At 64.7% G+C, this 19,472-nt stretch carries 17 protein-coding genes; 13 read left to right on the forward strand and 4 right to left on the reverse strand.

Annotation, left to right across the window (positions count from 1 at the left end; genetic code table 11):
• Window positions 1-4: 4 nt before the first annotated feature.
• Entirely contained in the window at window positions 5-619 is a 615-nt protein-coding gene (locus BC443_RS10290; RefSeq protein ID WP_071231747.1) for a TetR-like C-terminal domain-containing protein, read from the forward strand.
• A complete protein-coding gene (locus tag BC443_RS10295) occupies window positions 616-2,517 on the forward strand; it encodes an MFS transporter (protein WP_071231748.1) in 1,902 nt (633 codons plus the stop codon). Before BC443_RS10290 ends, BC443_RS10295 begins: the two co-directional genes overlap by 4 nt.
• Window positions 2,518-2,611: 94 nt before the next feature.
• Here the strand turns inward: BC443_RS10295 and BC443_RS10300 are convergent, their stop codons facing one another.
• Complete coding sequence (locus tag BC443_RS10300) at window positions 2,612-3,895, reverse strand: HlyC/CorC family transporter (RefSeq protein WP_071231749.1); 1,284 nt, start codon at window positions 3,893-3,895, stop codon at window positions 2,612-2,614.
• Window positions 3,896-4,001: 106 nt separating this feature from the next.
• Complete coding sequence (gene ccsA / locus BC443_RS10305; protein ID WP_071231750.1) at window positions 4,002-4,805, reverse strand: cytochrome c biogenesis protein CcsA; 804 nt, start codon at window positions 4,803-4,805, stop codon at window positions 4,002-4,004.
• Window positions 4,806-5,086: 281 nt separating this feature from the next.
• On the opposite strand from ccsA, the gene ffh reads away from it, so the two are divergent.
• The 11 genes from ffh (at window position 5,087) to BC443_RS10360 (ending at window position 16,311) form a co-directional block, all read left to right on the forward strand.
• Entirely contained in the window at window positions 5,087-6,508 is a 1,422-nt protein-coding gene (ffh, locus tag BC443_RS10310; protein ID WP_071231751.1) for a signal recognition particle protein, read from the forward strand.
• Window positions 6,509-6,646: 138 nt separating this feature from the next.
• Window positions 6,647-6,898 carry a 30S ribosomal protein S16 gene (gene rpsP, locus BC443_RS10315; protein ID WP_071231752.1) on the forward strand — a complete coding sequence of 84 codons (252 nt, stop codon included), beginning with the start codon at window positions 6,647-6,649 and terminating at the stop codon, window positions 6,896-6,898.
• Between the two features lie 77 nt (window positions 6,899-6,975).
• Window positions 6,976-7,506, forward strand: coding sequence for a ribosome maturation factor RimM (gene rimM / locus BC443_RS10320; RefSeq protein WP_071231908.1), 531 nt, complete (start codon window positions 6,976-6,978; stop codon window positions 7,504-7,506).
• 85 nt (window positions 7,507-7,591) lie between these two features.
• The gene (trmD, locus tag BC443_RS10325) at window positions 7,592-8,371 is read left to right on the forward strand and encodes a tRNA (guanosine(37)-N1)-methyltransferase TrmD (RefSeq protein WP_071231753.1); all 780 of its coding nucleotides are present in this window, start codon (window positions 7,592-7,594) and stop codon (window positions 8,369-8,371) included.
• Window positions 8,372-8,533: 162 nt separating this feature from the next.
• Window positions 8,534-8,890: a 50S ribosomal protein L19 gene (gene rplS / locus BC443_RS10330; protein WP_071231754.1), complete on the forward strand. Its 357-nt coding sequence runs from the start codon at window positions 8,534-8,536 to the stop codon at window positions 8,888-8,890.
• Window positions 8,891-9,042: 152 nt separating this feature from the next.
• A complete protein-coding gene (gene xerD / locus BC443_RS10335; RefSeq protein ID WP_071231755.1) occupies window positions 9,043-9,930 on the forward strand; it encodes a site-specific tyrosine recombinase XerD in 888 nt (295 codons plus the stop codon).
• Window positions 9,931-9,932: 2 nt separating this feature from the next.
• Entirely contained in the window at window positions 9,933-10,682 is a 750-nt protein-coding gene (locus BC443_RS10340; RefSeq protein ID WP_071231756.1) for a DsbC family protein, read from the forward strand.
• 177 nt (window positions 10,683-10,859) lie between these two features.
• Window positions 10,860-12,173 (forward strand): homoserine dehydrogenase, encoded by a 1,314-nt coding sequence (locus BC443_RS10345; RefSeq protein ID WP_071231757.1) that lies wholly within the window; start codon window positions 10,860-10,862, stop codon window positions 12,171-12,173.
• Window positions 12,174-12,262: 89 nt separating this feature from the next.
• Window positions 12,263-13,651, forward strand: coding sequence for a threonine synthase (gene thrC, locus BC443_RS10350; protein ID WP_071231758.1), 1,389 nt, complete (start codon window positions 12,263-12,265; stop codon window positions 13,649-13,651).
• A 9-nt stretch (window positions 13,652-13,660) separates the two neighbouring features.
• Window positions 13,661-15,460, forward strand: a complete 1,800-nt coding sequence (locus BC443_RS10355) for a DHH family phosphoesterase (protein WP_071231759.1) — start codon at window positions 13,661-13,663, stop codon at window positions 15,458-15,460.
• A 239-nt stretch (window positions 15,461-15,699) separates the two neighbouring features.
• The gene (locus BC443_RS10360; protein ID WP_071231760.1) at window positions 15,700-16,311 is read left to right on the forward strand and encodes a YitT family protein; all 612 of its coding nucleotides are present in this window, start codon (window positions 15,700-15,702) and stop codon (window positions 16,309-16,311) included.
• A 25-nt stretch (window positions 16,312-16,336) separates the two neighbouring features.
• Here the strand turns inward: BC443_RS10360 and BC443_RS10365 are convergent, their stop codons facing one another.
• A complete protein-coding gene (locus BC443_RS10365; protein ID WP_071231761.1) occupies window positions 16,337-16,771 on the reverse strand; it encodes a VOC family protein in 435 nt (144 codons plus the stop codon).
• A 110-nt stretch (window positions 16,772-16,881) separates the two neighbouring features.
• The gene (locus BC443_RS10370) at window positions 16,882-19,425 is read right to left on the reverse strand and encodes a heavy metal translocating P-type ATPase (RefSeq protein WP_071231909.1); all 2,544 of its coding nucleotides are present in this window, start codon (window positions 19,423-19,425) and stop codon (window positions 16,882-16,884) included.
• Window positions 19,426-19,472: the final 47 nt, after the last annotated feature.

Here is a 19,472-nt window from a genome sequence, read left to right on the forward strand (position 1 = left end):
CTTCATGGCTCGACCGCGACAGCACGCTCCCGAGGCGCTCCATGCTCAGGTCATGGCGGCCTGTGATGCCTGGCTGCGAGACAATCCCGTGCATACGCTGTCGCTGCGCTCCCTGGCTCGCGATGTGGGCTGTGCACCGAGTACGCTGCTCAAGCTCTACGGCAGCTTCAGCAACCTGCTGCAGTACGTCAATATCGAGACGCTCGATCGCATGGGGGCCGCGGTCTCCTGGCTCGAGGATGCCGATCCGGAACCGCAGCTCAAGGCGCTGGCGACCGCCTACTGGCAGTTTGCCCAGCATGAACCCTACCGTTGGCAGATGCTGTTCGAATATCCGCTGGCGGACGAGGGGGAACTGGACGAGCGCCAGAGCCATATCATCGAAGCGCTGTTCCTTCGTGTCGAGAGCGCGCTCAAGGCGCATCAGCCGGCGCTCGACGATGCCGGTGCCCGCCGCATGGCAAGAACCCTCTGGGGCAGTGTCCACGGTCTGGTCCAATTGGGGCTGAACGATCGTCTCGGCTATTGGCAGGAGCAGCCGATGGAAGTCGGCGAGCTGCTCGATCAACTGCTGACGATGACCCTCAATGGCCTGCGTTATCAGCCGGACGCCACGTGATCTCGGGATTGCTGACCCAACGCCGTTTTGCCCCGTTCTTCTGGACTCAGGCGCTGGGGGCGTTCAACGACAACCTGTTCAAGAACGTTCTGCTGCTGCTGTTGACCTTCGTCGCCGTGCCTCGCTACGGCTGGGATACGGGGTTGCTCAACAATCTGGCAGCGGGGCTGTTCATCTTGCCTTTCTTTCTGTTCTCCGCCTGGGGCGGCACGCTCGCCGACCACCTCGACAAGCAGCGGCTGGTGCGCCGTCTCAAGCTGCTGGAGCTTGCTACGATGATCGCGGCGGCGGTGGCGGTCTGGTTCGAACTCTTTGGCCTGCTGCTGGCGCTGCTGTTCATGATGGGCACGCAGTCTGCGCTGTTCGGGCCGGTCAAGTACGCCATCCTGCCGCAACATCTCGCCGCCACCGAACTGGTCAAGGGCAATGCCTGGGTCAATCTGGGCACTTTCGTGTCGATCCTGCTGGGAACGCTGCTGGCCGGCGTGCTGGCTTCGCTGGACGGCGCCCTGGAGCGGGCGGCGATCGCGGCCAGCCTGATCGTCATCGCGCTGATCGGCGTCGTCGCCAGCCTGGGCATTCCCGAGGCGCCACCGAGCGTGGCTGGCCGTGTGCCGTGGCGTCCGTTTTCGGGCACCTGGCAGGTGATGCGGGATGGCCTGAGTGAAAAGCGCGTGCGCCCCGCGCTGATCGGTATCAGCTTCTTCTGGTTTCTCGGGGCCTGTTATCTCACCCAACTGCCCGCCTGGGTGCGTGACGTGGTCCACGGCAGCGAAGGGGCGGTCAGCTTTCTGCTGGGGGCTTTCGCGGTCGGTGTCGGGCTCGGCGCGCTGCTCTGCTCGCGGTTGTCGGCAGGCCGCCTGGAACTGGGGCTGGTGCCGCTCGGGGCGCTGGTCATCGGGGTCTCGGGCATCGAGCTGGCATCGCAATCGGGCTTGGCCGGTGAACAGCTGGCGCTGGGTGAACTGCTGGCAATGACCGAGTTCTGGCAGATGAGCACGCTGCTGGCGCTGGTGGGGCTGGGCGGCGGTCTCTATAGCGTGCCGCTCTACACTCTGATGCAACTGGCCAGTCGCGAAGAGCGAAGGGCGCGCATGATCGCCGCCAACAATATCCTCAATGCGCTGTTCATGATCCTCTCCGCCGTGTTCGGGATCCTGGTGCTCAGCGTGATGAAGCTGTCGCTCTTCGTGCTGTTCGCCTGTCTCGGCTGGGCCGCTCTGCTGGTCGGCGTCGCGCTGCTGATGCGCAACCCGAGACCGGCGCTGCGGCTGTTGATCTTCGCCCTGGTCCAGGTGCTCTATCGGCTTCGCTGTCGCGGCCGTCATCATGTGCCGGCCACTGGCCCGGCGCTGGTGGTCTGCAACCATGTCAGCTTCATGGATGCGCTGGTACTCGGCGGCGCCTGCCCTCGTCCGCTGCGCTTCATGATGGATCGGCCGATCTACGAGAATCCCTGGATCAACTGGTTCTTCCGGATTGCCGGGGCGATTCCGGTGGACTCCGACCGGCGCGATCCGGGCGGCGTGCGGCGTGCGCTGGAAGAGGTCAGCCGGGCACTGCGCAACGGCGAGGTAGTGATGATCTTCCCAGAAGGGCGGCTGACGCCGGATGGCGAGGTGCAGGCTTTCCGGCGAGGGCTGGACCTGGTGCTGGCGCGAGACCCGGTGCCGGTGGTACCGGCGGCGCTGTCGGGCCTGTGGGGATCCTGGACCTCCAACAAGGATGGCAAGGCGCTGACCAAATGGCCGCGCCGTTTGCGGGCGCGGGTCCTGCTGGTCTTCGGCGAGCCGATACCGGCAGGCTATTCGCCGCGCAGAACCCTGGAGCGACGGGTCCGAGGTCTCAAGCGCGCTGCCGATCAAAGCCTGGCCAGGAGGCTGGGCGGCCCGATCTAGCGTAGCGAATCACTCCCTGGCGGGTCATCGGCCGCCAGCTCCACGAGGGAAGTCGGCGCGCCTTGAGCCCCGGTCTATTCGGGTCTATTCGGGGCTATTCGGTAGCACGGCGCCGGACGCCTTGCTGCCAGCAGCGTGCCGAGGTGATCAGGTTGTCGCCGATCTCCAGAATCTCCAGGCGGCTCGTGCCGATCTGCAGGCAGACCTGAGCGTCGGGAAAGGATTCCAGCTCCTCGAGGATCAGGCCGTTCAAGGTCTTGGGGCCATCCGTCGGCAGCTGCCAGCCCAGTGCCTTGTTGACTTCGCGGATATTGGCCGTACCTTCGATCACGTAGCTGCCGTCGGGCTGCGGGTGGATGTCCCGATAAGTGCCGGCGACATCGGTGGTGAACTCGCCCACGATCTCTTCCAGAATGTCCTCCAGCGTCGCCAATCCTTGCACGTCTCCGTACTCGTCAACCACCACCCCGATCCGACGCTTCTGCTGCTGGAAATTGAGCAGTTGCGTATGCAGCGGGGTCGACTCCGGAATGAAATAGGGTTCACGGGCTTCCTGTACGATCGCGGCTTTCTGAAGATCCGGTTTGGAGAGAAACCGCGAAGCGTTGCGCAGGTGCAGAATGCCGATGATGTTGTTGATGTCGCCCTTGAAGATCGGCAGGCGGGTGTGCTGACTCTGGCGAATCTGGGCCAGCAGCGTTTCCAGATCGTCGTCGAGATTGAGACCGACGATCTCGTGACGCGGGACCATGATGTCGTTGACGGTGACATTTTCCAGATCGAGGATCGACAGCAGCATCGCCTGGTGACGGCTGGGGATCATCGGCCCCGCCTCGTGAACCACGCTGCGAAGCTCGTCACGGGTGAGGCTGTCGGCACCGGCGTCCAGGTGGCGAACGCCGATGAGGCGCAGAAGCCCGTTGGAAATGGCATTGACCAGCCAGACCACGGGATAGAAAAGTCTCAGCAGTGGCGCAAGGATCAGCGAGGCGGGTAGGGCGATGCGGTCGGGCTTGATGGCGGCATAGGTCTTGGGGGTCACTTCGCCGAAGATCAGCACGATGATCGTCAGTACCAGCGTGGCGATGGCGGGTCCCGATACATCCCCGAAGAAGTGAATGGCGACGATGGTTGCGATCGAAGCCGCAAGGTTGTTGATCAGGTTGTTGCCGATCAGTATCACGCCCAGCAGGCGATCGGGACGCTTGAGCAGCTCGACGACGCGCTTGGCCGAACGGGATCCGGCATTGGCCTGGTGATTCAACCGGTAGCGGTTGATCGACATCATGCCGGTTTCGGAACTGGAGAAGAAGGCTGACAGGCAAACCAGAATGAACAACAGGCCCAGCATGAGGCCCAAGGGTATGTCATCGCTCAAGGCGGGGAATTCCTCAGGAGTTGTCAGGTTGTTGTAGGGCGTTAGCCGAACCCTGTCAACGCCGCCGACAGCCGCACCCGGCACGGCTGTCGACTCGGGGCATGTCTCAGGCGTTGTAGTGGAAGACGTATTCCAGCACGAACTTGGTGCCGAAGAAGGCCAGTATCAGCACGCCGACGCCGGTCAGCGTCCAGCGTACCGCCTTCTGGCCACGCCAGCCCAGATAGTGGTGCCCGGCCAGCAGGCCGGCGAAGATCAGCCATGCCAGCAGCGACAGGATGGTCTTGTGGGCCAGGTGCTGGGCGAACAGGTTGTCCACGAACAGGAAGCCGCTGATGATGGCGAGCGTCAGCAGCAGCATGCCGCACCAGATCAGTTCGAACAGCAATTGTTCCATGCGGGTCAACGGCGGCAGCACCTGAACGATGCCGCCCGTCTGGCGGCGTTTGAGAGCATGGTGCTGGAAGCCCAGCAGCGCTGCCTGAACGGCGGCGATGGCCAGGAAGGAGAAGGCGGCGACCGAACTCAGGATGTGCAAGTAGAGGCCCGGCGATACCCCGGACTCGATCATCCGGCTGGGCATGCCGACGACGCCGACGACGGTGACGGCAGCCAGCGGAAAGACGCAGACCCCCGCGTTGAGCACGGGCTTGAACAGGCTGGCGAGCAGCAGCAGCGCCACGACCAGCCAGCCCACCAGCGCCGCGCTCTGGGTCAGCCCCAGGTGCAGGCCGTGGGGGCCGACGATCGCCAGCGCGACGATGAGGGTGTGGCATGCCAGGGCGATCAGCCCGGCGCCGCGGACCCAGTTCGGACGTTCGCCGACGCGTCGGGCGAGGCTCAGGCTTTGCCACAGCCCGGCGGCGAGATAGCAGACAATAGCGACAAGGGCGAAAGGAAGCGCCGGCATCGGTGTTTTGGCCTCGTGAGCGGTGACTGACGACCGCCATGACGATGAAAAGAGTACGGGATGCGGATGTGCTAGATGATAGGCAATCGCGTTTCGCGGTTACTATACCCAATCACTGCCAACTCGCCCAGCCATAGCCGCATGCAGCCGAACTGTGTGAATCAGGCCGCATGGAGCCAAGCCCCATCCATGCGTATAATGCTGACCACATTCCTTCTAGCGGCGCCGCGAGCTTGAGTTCGAGCATCGGTGGCGCCAGGCATCGTTGCCCGGAGCGTTTCATGTTCGAAAGTCTCTCCAATCGCCTGTCGCAGACGCTCAAGTCGATTACCGGCCAGGCGCGTCTGACCGAAGACAACATCAAGGACACCTTGCGTGAAGTGCGCCGGGCCTTGCTCGAAGCCGACGTTGCCTTGCCCGTGGTCAAGGACTTCGTCGATCGCGTGCGCGAGCGTGCCGTTGGCCAGGAGGTCTCCAAGAGCCTCTCCCCGGGGCAGCAGTTCGTCAAGATCGTCCAGCAGGAGCTGGAAGCGATCATGGGGCAGGCCAACGAGGCGCTGACGCTGCGTGGCTCGCCCGCGGTCGTGCTCATGGCCGGTCTGCAGGGTGCGGGCAAGACTACCTCCGTGGCCAAGCTGGCGAAGTTCCTGCGCGAGCGCGAGAACAAGAAGGTGCTGGTGGTTTCCGCCGACGTCTACCGCCCGGCGGCCATCGATCAGCTCGAGACCCTTGCCCGGGAGGTCGAGGTCGACTTCTTCCCGTCGACCAGTGCCCAGCAGCCGGTGGCGATCGCCGAAGCGGCGATCAAGCACGCCAAGATCCAGTTCCATGACGTGGTGATCGTCGATACCGCCGGCCGGCTGGCGGTGGACGAAGCGATGATGGCGGAGATCCAGGCTCTGAACCAGGCGATTCAGCCGCAGGAGACGCTGTTCGTCGTCGATGCCATGACCGGCCAGGATGCCGCCAACACCGCCAAGGCGTTCCATGACGCGCTGCCGCTGACCGGCGTCATCTTGACCAAGGCCGATGGTGACGCGCGCGGCGGTGCGGCGCTTTCTGTGCGTCATATCACCGGCAAGCCGATCAAGTTCATGGGGATGGGCGAAAAGGTCGATGCCCTGGAACCGTTCCACCCCGATCGCGTGGCGTCGCGCATTCTCGGCATGGGCGACGTGCTGTCGCTGATCGAGGAGGCCGAGCGCAATGTCGACAAGGGCAAGGCCGAGCGACTCGCCAAGAAGGTCAAGAAAGGGCAGGGCTTCGATCTCGAGGATTTCCGCGACCAGCTTCAGCAGCTCAAGAAAATGGGCGGCATGGGCGGGTTGATGTCCAAGCTGCCGGGCATGGGGCAGATGGCGGAAATGGCCCAGAACAAGGGGGCCGAGCAGGAGTTCGGCAAGCTCGAGTCGCTGATCAACTCGATGACGCCCCAGGAGCGACGCAAGCCCGAAATCATCAACGGCTCGCGCAAGCGCCGCATTGCCGCCGGTGCCGGTCTCCAGGTGCCGGATCTCAACCGTCTGCTCAAGCAGCACAAGCAGATGCAGAAGATGATGAAGAAGGCCGGCCAGAAGGGCGGCATGCAGAAGATGATGCGCGGCATGTCCGGCATGATGGGCGGCGGAGGCCCTGGCGGCCCTGGTGGTCCCGGTGGCATGGGTGGTATGGGGGGAATGGGCGGCGGCTTTCCCCGGCGCTGATTCGCCCGTGCGTCGCAACAAAAGGTTCCCAAGACAGGGTGTTTTCCGTAGAATGCTGCGTCTTCGTCTCGGGCGAGTGTCCGAGAAGACTCGAATCCGTGGCGTAACGATTAACTTAACCGAAGGATTATCAACGCAATGGTAACCATTCGTCTGGCACGTGGTGGCGCCAAGAAGCGTCCCTTCTATCACCTGACCGTTAGCGATTCTCGCGTTTCCCGCGATGGCCGCTTCATCGAGCGCGTCGGCTTCTTCAACCCGGTCGCTCGCGGCCAGGAAGAACGCCTGCGTGTCGATCTGGACCGCATCACCCACTGGCAGTCCCAGGGTGCGCAGGTTTCCGATCGCGTGGCCGAGCTGGTCAAAGAAGCTCGCAAAGCTCAGGCCTGAGTTCGATCATCATGCCGCAAGCGGCTCGCGAAACGCTGTCGGGTGACCCCTTGCCGAAAGCCGAGCAGGACAAGCCCATGCAGAATGACGAGACGCAGCACGTGGTGCTGGGGCGTCTGACCAGCCCGCACGGTGTGAAGGGTTGGCTCAAGGTCTATTCGTACACCAGTCCGGCCCAGGGCATCTTCGACTATCCAGTTTGGATATTGTCGATGCAGGGGCAACGCCAGTCGCGACGTCTGCTCGACGCGCGGCCGCAGGGCAAGAGTCTGGTGGTACGACTGGAAGGTATCGACACGCGGGAGCTGGCAGAGCAATGGGCCGGCGCCGAGGTGTCGATCGAGAAAACGGCGCTACCCGAACTGGATAGCGGCGAATATTACTGGCATCAGCTGGAAGGGCTCGAGGTCGAGACTCGCGATGGCGTCAAGCTGGGGCGAATCGATCATCTCTTCGAGACGGGTGCCAACGATGTGCTGGTGGTCAAGCCCTCCGAGGGCAGTCTCGACGATCGCGAGCGATTGTTGCCGTTTCTGCCTGACGACGTGATCGTTCAGGTCGATCTGGCTGGACGACTCATGATCGTCGACTGGGACCCCGCTTTCTGAAGCGCTGTACGTCGACAGACATGACGCGGCGATTTCGTGAAGCGGCGAACGGCCGATAGTTGGCGGCGGGTAGGAGAAGCGTACCGTGTGGATTGGTGTCGTCTCCCTGTTCCCGGAGATGTTCGAGGCCATTACCCGGCATGGGGTTACCGGTCGCGCCGTCGAGCGTGGCCTGCTGGAAATGGCTTTCTGGAACCCCCGGGATTACGCCACGGACAGACATCGCACGGTCGACGATCGCCCCTATGGGGGCGGCCCCGGCATGCTGATGAAAGTCGATACCTTGCGCGGCGCATTGTCGGATGCGCGCGCCGGGGCGGAAGCCGCCGGTCATCGGCCCAGCGTGATCTACCTGTCGCCTCAGGGGCGCAGGCTGGATCAGGCCGGGGCGCGCGAGCTGGCTTCGCGCGATGGCCTGATCGTCGTGGCGGGCCGTTATGAAGGCATCGACGAGCGCGTGGTCGAAGCCGACATCGATGAGGAGTGGTCGATCGGCGACTACGTTCTCAGCGGTGGCGAGCTGCCGGCGATGGTGATGATCGATGCGCTGGCGCGCGAAGTGCCCGGTGTGCTGGGGCACAGTGCCTCGGCCAGCGAGGATTCGTTTGCCGATGGCCTGCTGGACTGCCCGCACTATACGCGGCCGGAAGTGATCGACGGCCATCGGGTGCCGGATGTCCTGCTCAGCGGCAATCACGAGTTGATCCGCCGCTGGCGACTGAAGCAATCCCTCGGGCGCACCTGGCTCAGGCGCCCGGATTTGCTGGAGAGCCGAACGTTGGATCGTGAACAGCGCAAGCTGCTCGACGAATTCATCGACGAACACGTCGCGGGAAGCGCGTCTTCCGGCGACGGCGGTGCATGAGGCGACAGACCTTCGAACGGACCTCCGAATAGCGTGATGTTCGAATGCAATAGTCGTCGACATGCGTCATCCACGAGTCCGATTCCGCCCCGACCGCTTGTCGGACGGGCGTCGGGATCACGAAACGTCTTTCGAAGACGTTTCTTCAACGAGGAGCAAGACATGAGCAGCAAGAGTAAAGTGATCCAGGCGCTCGAAGACGAGCAGATGAGCAAGGAAGTCCCGGCGTTCGCGCCCGGTGACACCATCGTCGTCCAGGTCAAGGTCGTGGAAGGCAGCCGCGAGCGTCTCCAGGCTTTCGAAGGCGTCGTCATCGGCAAGCGTAACCGCGGTCTGAACTCCGCTTTCACCGTGCGCAAGATCTCTCACGGTGTTGGCGTCGAGCGTACTTTCCAGACCTACAGCCCGCTGGTGGCCGGTATCGAAGTCAAGCGTCGCGGTGACGTGCGTCAGGCCAAGCTCTACTACCTCCGCGAGCGCAGCGGCAAGTCTGCCCGCATCAAGGAAAAGCTGGGCTGAGTCGGCGCAAGCCGCTGACTTACACGCTCCCGGTCATCCTCGGGAGCGTGCCCGGCAGGAGCAACGGAAACCCCGCGAGTCGTTCGGCTCGCGGGGTTTCCGCGTTATGATGATGCTCTTTACCACCATCCTCACTTTCGCTTCGGAGCTGCATGAACGATCACGACCGACGCGATGCCTTTCTCGATGCGCTATGGCTGGAGCGGGGCGTCAGCGAGCATACGCTGAGCGCCTACCGCCGCGATCTGACGGCGTGGATCGTCTATCTCGAGGCACAGGACGAGCGGCTGCTGGCGCCCGGCGAGACTACCCTGGCCGATTTCGTCGAGTCCTGTCGCGAGCGCTATCACACCCGTTCCATCGCACGGCAGCTCTCCTGCCTGCGACGCTTCTACCGCTGGGCGCTGGCCGAAGGGCTGATGAGTCACGACCCGCTGGCGGAGGTTCACTCGCCGCGAGTGCGGCCCGGGTTGCCCTCGACCCTCGAGGAGCACGACGTGGATCGGCTGCTGATGGCGCCGGACGTGGAGACCGCGCTGGGCCTGCGCGATCGCGCCATGCTGGAAGTGCTCTACGCCTGCGGTCTGCGCGTCTCCGAGCTGGTGGGATTGACCGTATCGGCGGTCAATCTGCGCCAGGGCGTGGTGCTGATCCGCGGCAAGGGCGACAAGGAACGACTCGTGCCGCTGGGCGAAGAAGCCATGGCCTGGATCGAGCGTTATCTGCGCCAGGGCCGCAACGAGCTAATGAACGACATCCGCCAGCCGCCGCTGTTTCCCGGGCGCCGTGATGGCTTCATGACTCGCCAGACCTTCTGGCACCGGCTCAAGCACTATGCGCAGCTCGCGGCCATCGACAAGCCGCTGTCGCCGCATACCCTTCGCCATGCCTTTGCGACCCATCTATTGAATCATGGGGCCAATTTGCGTGTCGTACAGATGCTGCTGGGTCACAGCGACCTGTCGACCACGCAGATCTACACCCACGTGGCCCAGGCGCGTCTGGAAGCGCTGCACGCTCAACACCACCCGAGAGGTTGAACATGAGAAGTCGTCTACTGTTGTCCACCGTCGCCTTGCTGGCTGCCGTTCTGGCACCGGCTGTATCGGCCGAGCCGCCGGCCGATCTTGCCGACAAGCTCAACGCGCACGGGGGGCAGCCTCTGCCGATCGAAGCCATCGACGACTCTCCGGTACCCGGGCTCTATGAAGTCCGCCTGCGTGGCGGCAACACGCTCTACTCGGATGCCGAAGGCCAGTATCTGATCGTCGGCGATCTTTACCAGAATGCCGAGGACGGCATGGTCAACCTGACCGAACAGGCGGCCAACCAGCGACGCAAGGCCCTGGTCGACGCCGTGCCCGAGGAGCAGCGCGTGATCTACAAGCCGGCCGGCGAGGTCAAGGCCAGGCTCACCGTGTTCACCGATCCCACCTGCCCGTACTGCCACAAGCTGCACGCCGAGATGTCCCAGCTCAACGACATGGGCATTCAGGTCGACTATCTGGCCTTCCCCCGGATGGGGCCCAATTCGGATGCGGCGCGACAGCTCGCCGAGGTGTGGTGTGCCGACAATCGCTCGGAAGCGATGAGCGCGGCATTCCGCGGTGACAGCGTGGAAGCGTCGAAAAGTTGCCAGGCTCCCATCGCGTCGCAGTATCAACTGGGCGTCGAATCGGGAATCCAGGGCACGCCCGCGATCATTTTCCCCGATGGCAAGATGGTGCCGGGATACCTGCCGGCGAAGCGGTTGGCGGCCATGCTCGGCATCGATGCCAGCGGCGATAGCTGATACCCGGCAGGATACCCGCGAGTCCGCTTGACAAGGGGGGCTGGGCTTTCTACCGTGACCGCCCTTCAGGGCGCTTTGTGCCGGGAATCCGTACAGCAAAGAATGGGAAGCCGTGACAGCGGCTTCCGCTCCGGAGGGCGATGCGGCGAGTCAATATCAGCAGGGGAGAGCGACATCTTGGATCCGGTGAGAGTGGGTATCTGCGGGCTGGGCACCGTGGGCGGTGGCACCTTCGACGTTCTGACGCGCAACGCCGACGAGATCGCTCGTCGGGCGGGTCGCCCCATCGTCATCGAGCAGGTGGGTGCGCGGCGCGACAATCCTGACTGCGACACTTCCGGGGTCAAGGTGACACGCGACATTTTCGAAGTCGCGCGCAATCCCGACATCGACGTGCTGGTCGAGCTGATCGGCGGCTACGACGTCGCTCGCGAGCTGGTCATGACCGCGATCGAACATGGCAAGCACGTCGTGACCGCCAACAAGGCGCTGATCGCCGTTCACGGCAACGAAATCTTCCAGGCAGCCCACAAGAAGGGCGTCATCGTCGCCTTCGAGGCTGCCGTGGCCGGTGGCATCCCGGTGATCAAGTCGCTGCGCGAAGGCCTCGGCGCCAATCGCATCCAGTGGCTGGCCGGCATCATCAACGGCACCGGCAACTACATCCTGACCCACATGCGCGACGAGGGCCGGGCGTTCGAGGACGTGCTCGCCGAGGCACAGGCGCTGGGTTATGCCGAAGCCGATCCGACCTTCGATGTCGAGGGCATCGATGCCGCCCACAAGCTGACGATCCTGGCCTCCATCGCCTATGGCGTGCCGCTGCAGTTCGATCGTGCCTACACCGAGGGCATCGCCCGGATCACTGCCGAAGACGTCGAGCAGGCCGATAACCTGGGCTACACCATCAAGCATCTGGGCATTACCCGGCGGGGCGACAATGGCGTCGAGCTGCGCGTCCACCCGACCCTGATTCCGAAGGAACGGCTGCTGGCCAACGTGCATGGCGTCAAGAATGCCATTGCCGTGATGGGCGACGCCGTCGGCCCGACGCTCTACTATGGTGCCGGTGCCGGCGCTGAACCCACGGCCTCGGCAGTGGTCGCCGACCTGCTGGACGTCGCGCGCAACATTGCCACCGCGCATCGTTACCGTGTGCCCTATCTTGCTTTCAGCGGCATCAACGACGAAGCCAACGCGCTGCCGATCCTGCCGATGGAAGAGATCGTCACGGCCTACTACCTGCGCCTGCTGGCGGTGGACCGCCCTGGCGTGCTGGCGCGAGTCGCGACGATCCTGTCCGAGCAGACCATCTCGATCGAGGCGATCATCCAGAAGGAAGCCACCGAAGGCGAACTGGTGCCGATCATCCTGCTGACGCATCGCACCCGCGAGCAGCACATGAACGATGCGATTCGCCAACTGGAATCGCTGGCCGATATCGCCGGGCCGGTCACGCGGATTCGTGTCGAGTCGCTGGACGAGCAGTAATAACTTCAGTTCCGAGCTGTAAGCCGCGAGCCCCGAGCGGGTTGTGCTCGAAGCCCGCAGCTCGAAGCTCGTCACTCACGGAGTGAAATATGCGTTACATCAGTACGCGCGGCCAGGCGCCGGCGCTCAATTTCGAGGAAGTGGTACTGACCGGCATGGCCGTCGATGGCGGCCTATACGTGCCGGAGACGGTGCCGCAGCTGTCGCGGGAGGAGCTGGCCTCGATGGCGGGGCTCTCCTACGCCGATATCGCTTTCCGGGTGATGAAGCCGTTCGTCGGCGGCGAGATCGACGATGAAACCTTCCGCGGGCTGGTGCGCGATGCCTACGCGACCTTCAGCCACGACGCCGTCGTCCCGCTCAACCAGCTCGATGCCAACCACTTTCTGCTCGAGCTGTTCCACGGCCCGACGCTGGCATTCAAGGATGTCGCGCTGCAGCTGCTGGGGCGCATTCTCGATCATTTCCTGGCCAAGCGCGGCGAACGGGCGGTGATCATGGGCGCCACCTCCGGTGACACCGGCTCGGCGGCGATCGAAGGCTGCCGCCACTGCGATCATCTGGATATCTTCATCCTCCATCCGCACAACCGGGTCTCCGAGGTGCAGCGGCGCCAGATGACCACGGTGCTGGCGGACAACGTTTTCAACATCGCCATCGAGGGCAACTTCGACGATGCCCAGGCGATGGTCAAGGCGAGCTTCGCCAACCAGGCGTTCCTCGATGGCGCACGGCTGGTGGCGGTCAACTCGATCAACTGGGCGCGCATCATGGCCCAGATCGTCTACTACGTCGCTGCCGGCGTGGCGCTGGGCGCGCCGCATCGCGAAGTCAGCTTCTGCGTGCCGTCGGCCAACTTCGGCAACCTCTTCGCAGGCTACATGGCCTACAAGATGGGCCTGCCGGTCAAGCAGTTCATCATCGCCACCAACGCCAACGACATCCTGCACCGCACATTGGCCGACAACGACTTCTCCAAGCGCGACCTGGCGGCAACGTTGGCCCCGTCGATGGATATCGTCGTGTCGTCCAACTTCGAGCGGTTGCTGTTCGACGCCTACGACCGCGACGGTGATGCGGTACGCGAGCTGCTCGAGCGCTTCCAGCAGGAGCCGGCCGTGCTGGCCGAGGCGCCGCTTGCCAGGCTGCGCGAGAAGTTCTCCAGTTTCAGCGTCGACGACGACGCCATTCTCGAGACCATTCGCGACGCGCATCATCGCACCAAGGAGCTGCTCGACCCGCACACTGCCACCGGGTACCGGGCGGCGGAGCAGGCACGCGCCGATGCGGTGACGCCGATGATCACGCTGGCGACGGCGCATCCGGCCAAGTTTGCCGAAGCCGTGGTCCGGGCCGGCTTCTCCGGCGTGCCGCTGCCGCCTCATATGGATGACCTGCTCGAGCGCGAAGAGCGTTACAGCGTGCTGCCCGCCGAGTTGAAAGCGGTACAGGCATTCGTCGCCGACAACCGTCGCTGAGCGTGACCAATGCTTGACGCCGCTGCCAAGCCAGATTACGCCCGCTGCCGCATCCAGCCGCGTCCGCGCGACGAGGATGTCTATCGGCGCGGGCTGGCCGCCGGGCTGAGCGAGCTGCAGGCACGGATTCTCGCCGGACGTCTGCCGGGACACGACGGCCCGCTGGAGGCGCTGACCGCACCGGCGCTGCGCTATCTCAGCCATCCCGAACAGCTGTGCGATGCCCGCCGTGGCGCCGAGCGCATCGCGCGGGCGGTGAGCGAGGGCGAGCATGTCGGCATCCTGACCGACTACGATGTCGACGGCATCACCTCGCATGTGGTGATGCTGCGCTCGATGACCGAGCTGTTCGGCGTGCCGTCCGCGAAGCTGCACAGCCTGATCGGCCACCGCATCAACGACGGTTACGGCATCAGCCTACCGCTGGTCGAGCGCACGCTGGCGCTGAAGCCGCGCCCCAGCCTGGTGATCACTGCCGACTGCGGCTCCTCCGACGAACCGCGGATCGCGCGCCTGCGCGAAGCGGGGATCGACGTCGTCGTCACAGACCACCACGCGCTGCCGATCGAAGGGCCGCCGGCTTCCGCCTACGCCACGATCAATCCCACGCGCTCGGACTGCGGGTATCCGGACAAGACCATCGCCGGCTGCATGGTGGCGTGGCTGATGATGTCGCTGACCCGCTCGGTCCTGATCGAGCAGGGCGTGCTGTCGTCGTCGACGCCCAAGCTTTCGCCCTGGCTCTCCTATGTGGCCCTGGGGACGGTGGCGGATTGCGTGTCGCTGGGGGCGAGTGCCGCCAATCGCGCGGTCGTGACCTACGGCCTGCGGCTGATCAATCGGATGGAGGCTGCCTGCTGGCGGGTCATGGCGGAACGCCTGGGTGCCGACAGCGTGCCGTTCAATGCCGAGACGCTGGCCTTCCAGATGGGGCCGCGAATCAATGCCCGCTCGCGGCTGGACGACCCCTACGCCGCGCTGCACTACATGCTGGCCGCCGAGGATGGCGTCGCCCGCCAGCATCTCCAGGTGCTGGATGATGACAACCAGGCCCGCAAGGCGCTCGAGGCCGACATGGTCGAAAGCGCCCGCGCGCTGGCCAAGCCGCAGCTGGCGGACAACCTGCCGGCGCTGGTGATTCATCTGCCGGAGGGGCACGCTGGCGTGCAGGGCATCGTCGCTTCCCGGCTGGTCCAGTCCTACGGGCGTCCGGCGCTGGTGCTGACGCCCGCTACCGCGCCGGACATGCTGACCGGCTCCGGGCGCTCCATCGAGGCTCTGCATCTGCGCGACGCGCTGCAGCGGGCCCACGAGCTGTCGCCGTCGAGCCTGCCGCGTTTCGGGGGGCATCGCGGCGCTGCCGGCGTCGGTGTACCGCTCGCCGAGCTGGAGTCGTTTCGCCACGCTTTCCTGCAGGCCGTGCGAGAACAGCTCGGCGAGCGGGAGCTGTTCCCGATCGTATGGACCGATGGCAGTCTGAGTGCATCGCAATTGACCCTGGCGACGCTGGACGAGCTCGACGCGCTGGCGCCCTATGGCCGCGAATTCGACGCGCCGCTGTTCGAAGCCGAATTCTTTGTCGAGCAACTGCGCCCGGTCGGTGCCGAGGGCAATCATCTGATGCTCGAGCTTTCCTGCGACGCGGTGGTCAGCCGGGCGATCTGGTTCCGCGCGCTCAATCCGGGCGAGGCCGCGCCGATCTCGCTGGGCGACCGAGTGCGCTGCGCCTTCAAGCTTTCCCGCAATCGCTGGAAAGGGCGCGAGTCCCTGCAACTGATGGTCGAACACGCCGAGCGCCTGACGGCCTGACGTTTCCCGCCTCATTTCCCCATCCTTTCACGCACTTCATTGGCTGCCGCCACGACGCCTGTCGCCCCGAGTCGTCGGGATCGGGCGGGTTCGGGGTCGCCTCGAGCGGACGTCTTGACGATATAATCGCCGGATCGCCGGCCGGCCCCGTTCTCGGGGCTTGTCCGGACAGGCGCCACAAGCGCCGACTCATGGATCCACTGCCTATCCGGCAGTGACAAGACAACAAGGATTGCCCAATGGAAACGACGTACCGTCACCGTTCCTATGAAGACGTGCTGGCCATTCTGCTGGGATCGTCATGCGCGGCGCTGGGGTTGGCGCTCTATCACCATGCCGAGATTCTGATCGGCAGCACGGCGGGCCTGGCGCTGCTGGTGACCTACGTGACCGGCTGGAGTTTCGGGCTCGTCTTCTTCGTCATCAACCTGCCGTTCTACTGGCTGGCTTGGCGGCGGATCGGCCATCAGTTCACCTTCAAGACCTTCGGTGCGGTAGCGCTTTTGTCGTGGATCTCCTGGATGCTGCCGAGCTGGCTGGAGATCGGCGAGGTCGATCCGCTGTTCGCGGCGCTGGCGGGGGGCAGCCTGATCGGCCTGGGCGTGCTGTTTCTGTTACGCCACCGTGGCAGTCTCGGCGGGTTCAACATTCTCGCGGTCTACCTGCAGGACCGTTACGGTTGGCCGGCGGGCAAGGTGCAGATGGCGCTGGATGGCCTGATCATGCTGCTCGCGTTCTTCGTGCTGCCGGTGACCAATGTGCTCTATTCGATCGTCGGCACCGTAGTGCTGGGGGCGATTCTCACCATCAATCACCGCCCGGGGCTCTACGCCGGCATCAGCCAGAGTTGAAGGGCTGGGGCTGGGCCGGCACAGTTCAATAGTTGGGCCACAGCCCCGGCGTGACCAGCTCGAGCAGGTGGCCGTCCGGGTCACGAAAATAGAGACTCACGCTCCCTTTCGGCCAGCGGGTCCGGCCTTCGATCTCGATGCCCTGATCGGCGAGATGCGCTTCCCAGTCGTCGAGACTTTCGGCCGGAATCGCCAGCGCCAGGTGCTGGCGGCCGTCGCCATCGTGAGGCGGGATGGTCCCCATGCCATTCGGCAGGCGGACCGTCTCGCCGGTCTGGCCCCGCTGGAACACCAGCAGCATGGTGTTGCCGGTGGGATAGGCGGTGAAGCGCTCATCCTCGAGATGGGGCTCGAGCCCGAGCACGCGCGTGAAGAAGTCCCGGGCCTGCTTCATGTCGGCCGTGTAGAGAACGCTTTCGATGACCCCGCCCAGCGGCGGGGCAGGTTGTGGTGAAGTCATCGCTTTCTCCTTGCTGGCTTCGCCCTGGGTTGGCTGCAATCAGCCGCTCAACCAGAACCACCAGACGATGAACAGAATCACGGCGATGCCCAAGGTGTTGAGCAGAAGTATCATGCCGTCGCTTCCTTTGCGCTTGCGTTGGTCTGGATTGTCGAACCTTGGCCGCTATCGGGCCGGAACAGCCGTAGCCGGTTGGCATTGCTGACCACCGTGACCGAGGAGAGCGACATCGCCAGGGCCGCGATCATCGGCGACAGCAGCATGCCGGTGAACGGGTAGAGTATACCGGCGGCAATCGGGATGCCCAACGCGTTGTAGCCGAAGGCGCCCCACAGGCTCTGCTTGATGTTGGAGAGCGTGGCACGGCTGATGGCGATGGCGTCGCCGACGCCGTGCAGCGAGTTTCGCATCAGCGTCATGCCGGCGCTTTCAATGGCGATATCGGTGCCCTGGCCGATGGCGAAGCCGACCTCGGCCTGTGCCAGCGCCGGTGCATCGTTGATGCCATCACCGACCATGCCGACACGTTCACCGCGTTGCTGCAGCTCGACAATGGCCTGTTGCTTGTCGCCGGGCATCAGTTCGGCGCGAACCTCGTCGATGCCCGCTTCCCGGGCGATGGCTTCGGCGGTGGCGCGATTGTCGCCGCTCAGCATTACCACGGTCAGACCCTCGGCCTTCAGCCGCGAGATCGCCGCGCGGCTGTCCGCCCTCAGCGCGTCACGAATACCGAACAGGGCAGCGAGTTCGCCGCCGATGGCGAGGTAGATCACGCTGCTCGCCTGTGCCTGCCACTTCTCGGCGTCGGACGAGCCAGTGGTCACATCGATGCCGTGCTCATGCATCAGCGCGGCGTTGCCCAGGAACACCTGGCTGCCATCATCCAGCGTCGCGCTGACGCCGCGGCCGGTCAGGCTCTGGAAATCACGGATCGTCACATCGTCCGCCGTATCCCCGACGTATCTCACCAAGGCGTCGGCCAGCGGATGCTCCGAGCCGCGCTCCAGAGCGGCCACCACGGCATCGACGCGCGCTTGCTCCAGCCAGTAGCGGCTGTCGGTGACCCGCGGTTTGCCCTCGGTCAGGGTACCGGTCTTGTCGACCACCAGGGTGGTCAACTGGCTTGCGGTCTGTAGCGCTTCGCCGTCGCGAATCAGGATGCCGTACTCGGCGGCCTTGCCGATGCCGATCATGGTCGAGATCGGTGTCGCGAGGCCCAGGGCGCAGGGGCAGGCGATGATCAGTACGGTGGTCGCCGCCACCAGCATGTGTACGAGCTGCGGCGCGGGGCCAAAGTTGAACCAGAGCAGCGCGGTGACGACGGCGACGATCATCACGCTGGGCACGAAGGTCGCCGAGACCTTGTCCGCCAGTGCGCCGATCGGCGGCCGCGACTCCTGGGCGCGGGAGACCTGGTCGACGATGCGTCCCAGCCGGGTGTCGTCGCCGACATGGCTCGTGCGATAGACGAGGGTTCCCTTGCCGTTGACGGTGCCGGCGCTGACCCGATCTCCGGCCGCCTTGCGTACCGGTTCCGGCTCCCCGGTGAGCATCGACTCGTCGATGAAGCTCTCTCCCTCCTCGACATCGCCATCGACCGGCAGGCGTTCGCCCGGGCGCACCCGGATTCGATCGTTCACCCGAACCTGCTCGATCTCGATATCGCGCTCTTGTCCGTCGCGAATCACCCGAGCCGTCTTGCTCTGCAGGTCGAGCAGACGGGACAGCGCCTGGCTGGTACGTCCCCGAGCCTTGAGCTCCAGCGTCTGGCCGATGCCGATTAGACCGATGATCATCAACGACGCTTCGAAATAGAGATGCCGGGATCCCTCGGGAATCGCCGTCGGGAACAGCACCACGGCCATCGAATAGAGCCAGGCGGCGGCACTGCCCAGGGCGATCAGGGTATCCATGTTGGCCTGATGATGGCGGAACGCTTTCCAGGCGCCGTCGAAGAAGCGACGACCCGCGGTGGCCAGCACGCCCAGCGTGGCCAGCCCCAGGAGCAGCCAGATCCAGCGTTCGCCGCCCTCGAGCTGCGGCATATGGAAGAACATCGCCAGCATCATCGGTACGCCCAGCGCCAGGCTGACCGCCGATTCGATCGCATGGCGACGGGCCTGCCGAGAGGCATTCTGCTGACGCTTGGCGGATGCCTCGCGTAGATCCTCGATCGGCGAGGCGCCATAGCCGACGTTCTCGACCGCCGCGATCAGATCGGCGATGCTGGCCTGGCCGCTGACCTGGGCCGTCTCGCTGGCGAAGTTGACCTGGGCATGCTGGACGCCGGGGGTTTTCGAGAGCGCTTTCTGCACCGCGTTGACGCAACCGGCGCAGGTCATGCCACTGATCGAGAGTCGCTGTAGCTGGCCGGCCTCCATCGTCTCGTCCGCCTGGCTATCGGATGGGGCGGCGTCGTCGGATGGCCGGGGATCGTCGGTCCGGTCGGGCTCGCTCTCACGCGCCTCGGTCTCGGCAGCTGCCTCGTCTGCGGGCGGATAGCCGGCCGCGGTCAACAGCTGAGCGACCCGATCCCGTGATAGCGTGCTGTCGACTTGAAGTCGGTGATCGGCGGGTTCGCCGCTGGCTTCGGCCTTGGCGTCCTCGGCCTGAACGGCCTCGCGCATGCGCTTGACGCAGCCCTGGCAGCTCATCGCCGGGATGGTGAAAACGTGTGACCCGTGCTCGGTGGCCGGAGGAT

Source organism: Salinicola sp. MIT1003, assembly GCF_001858555.1.
Lineage (GTDB): Bacteria > Pseudomonadota > Gammaproteobacteria > Pseudomonadales > Halomonadaceae > Salinicola > Salinicola salarius.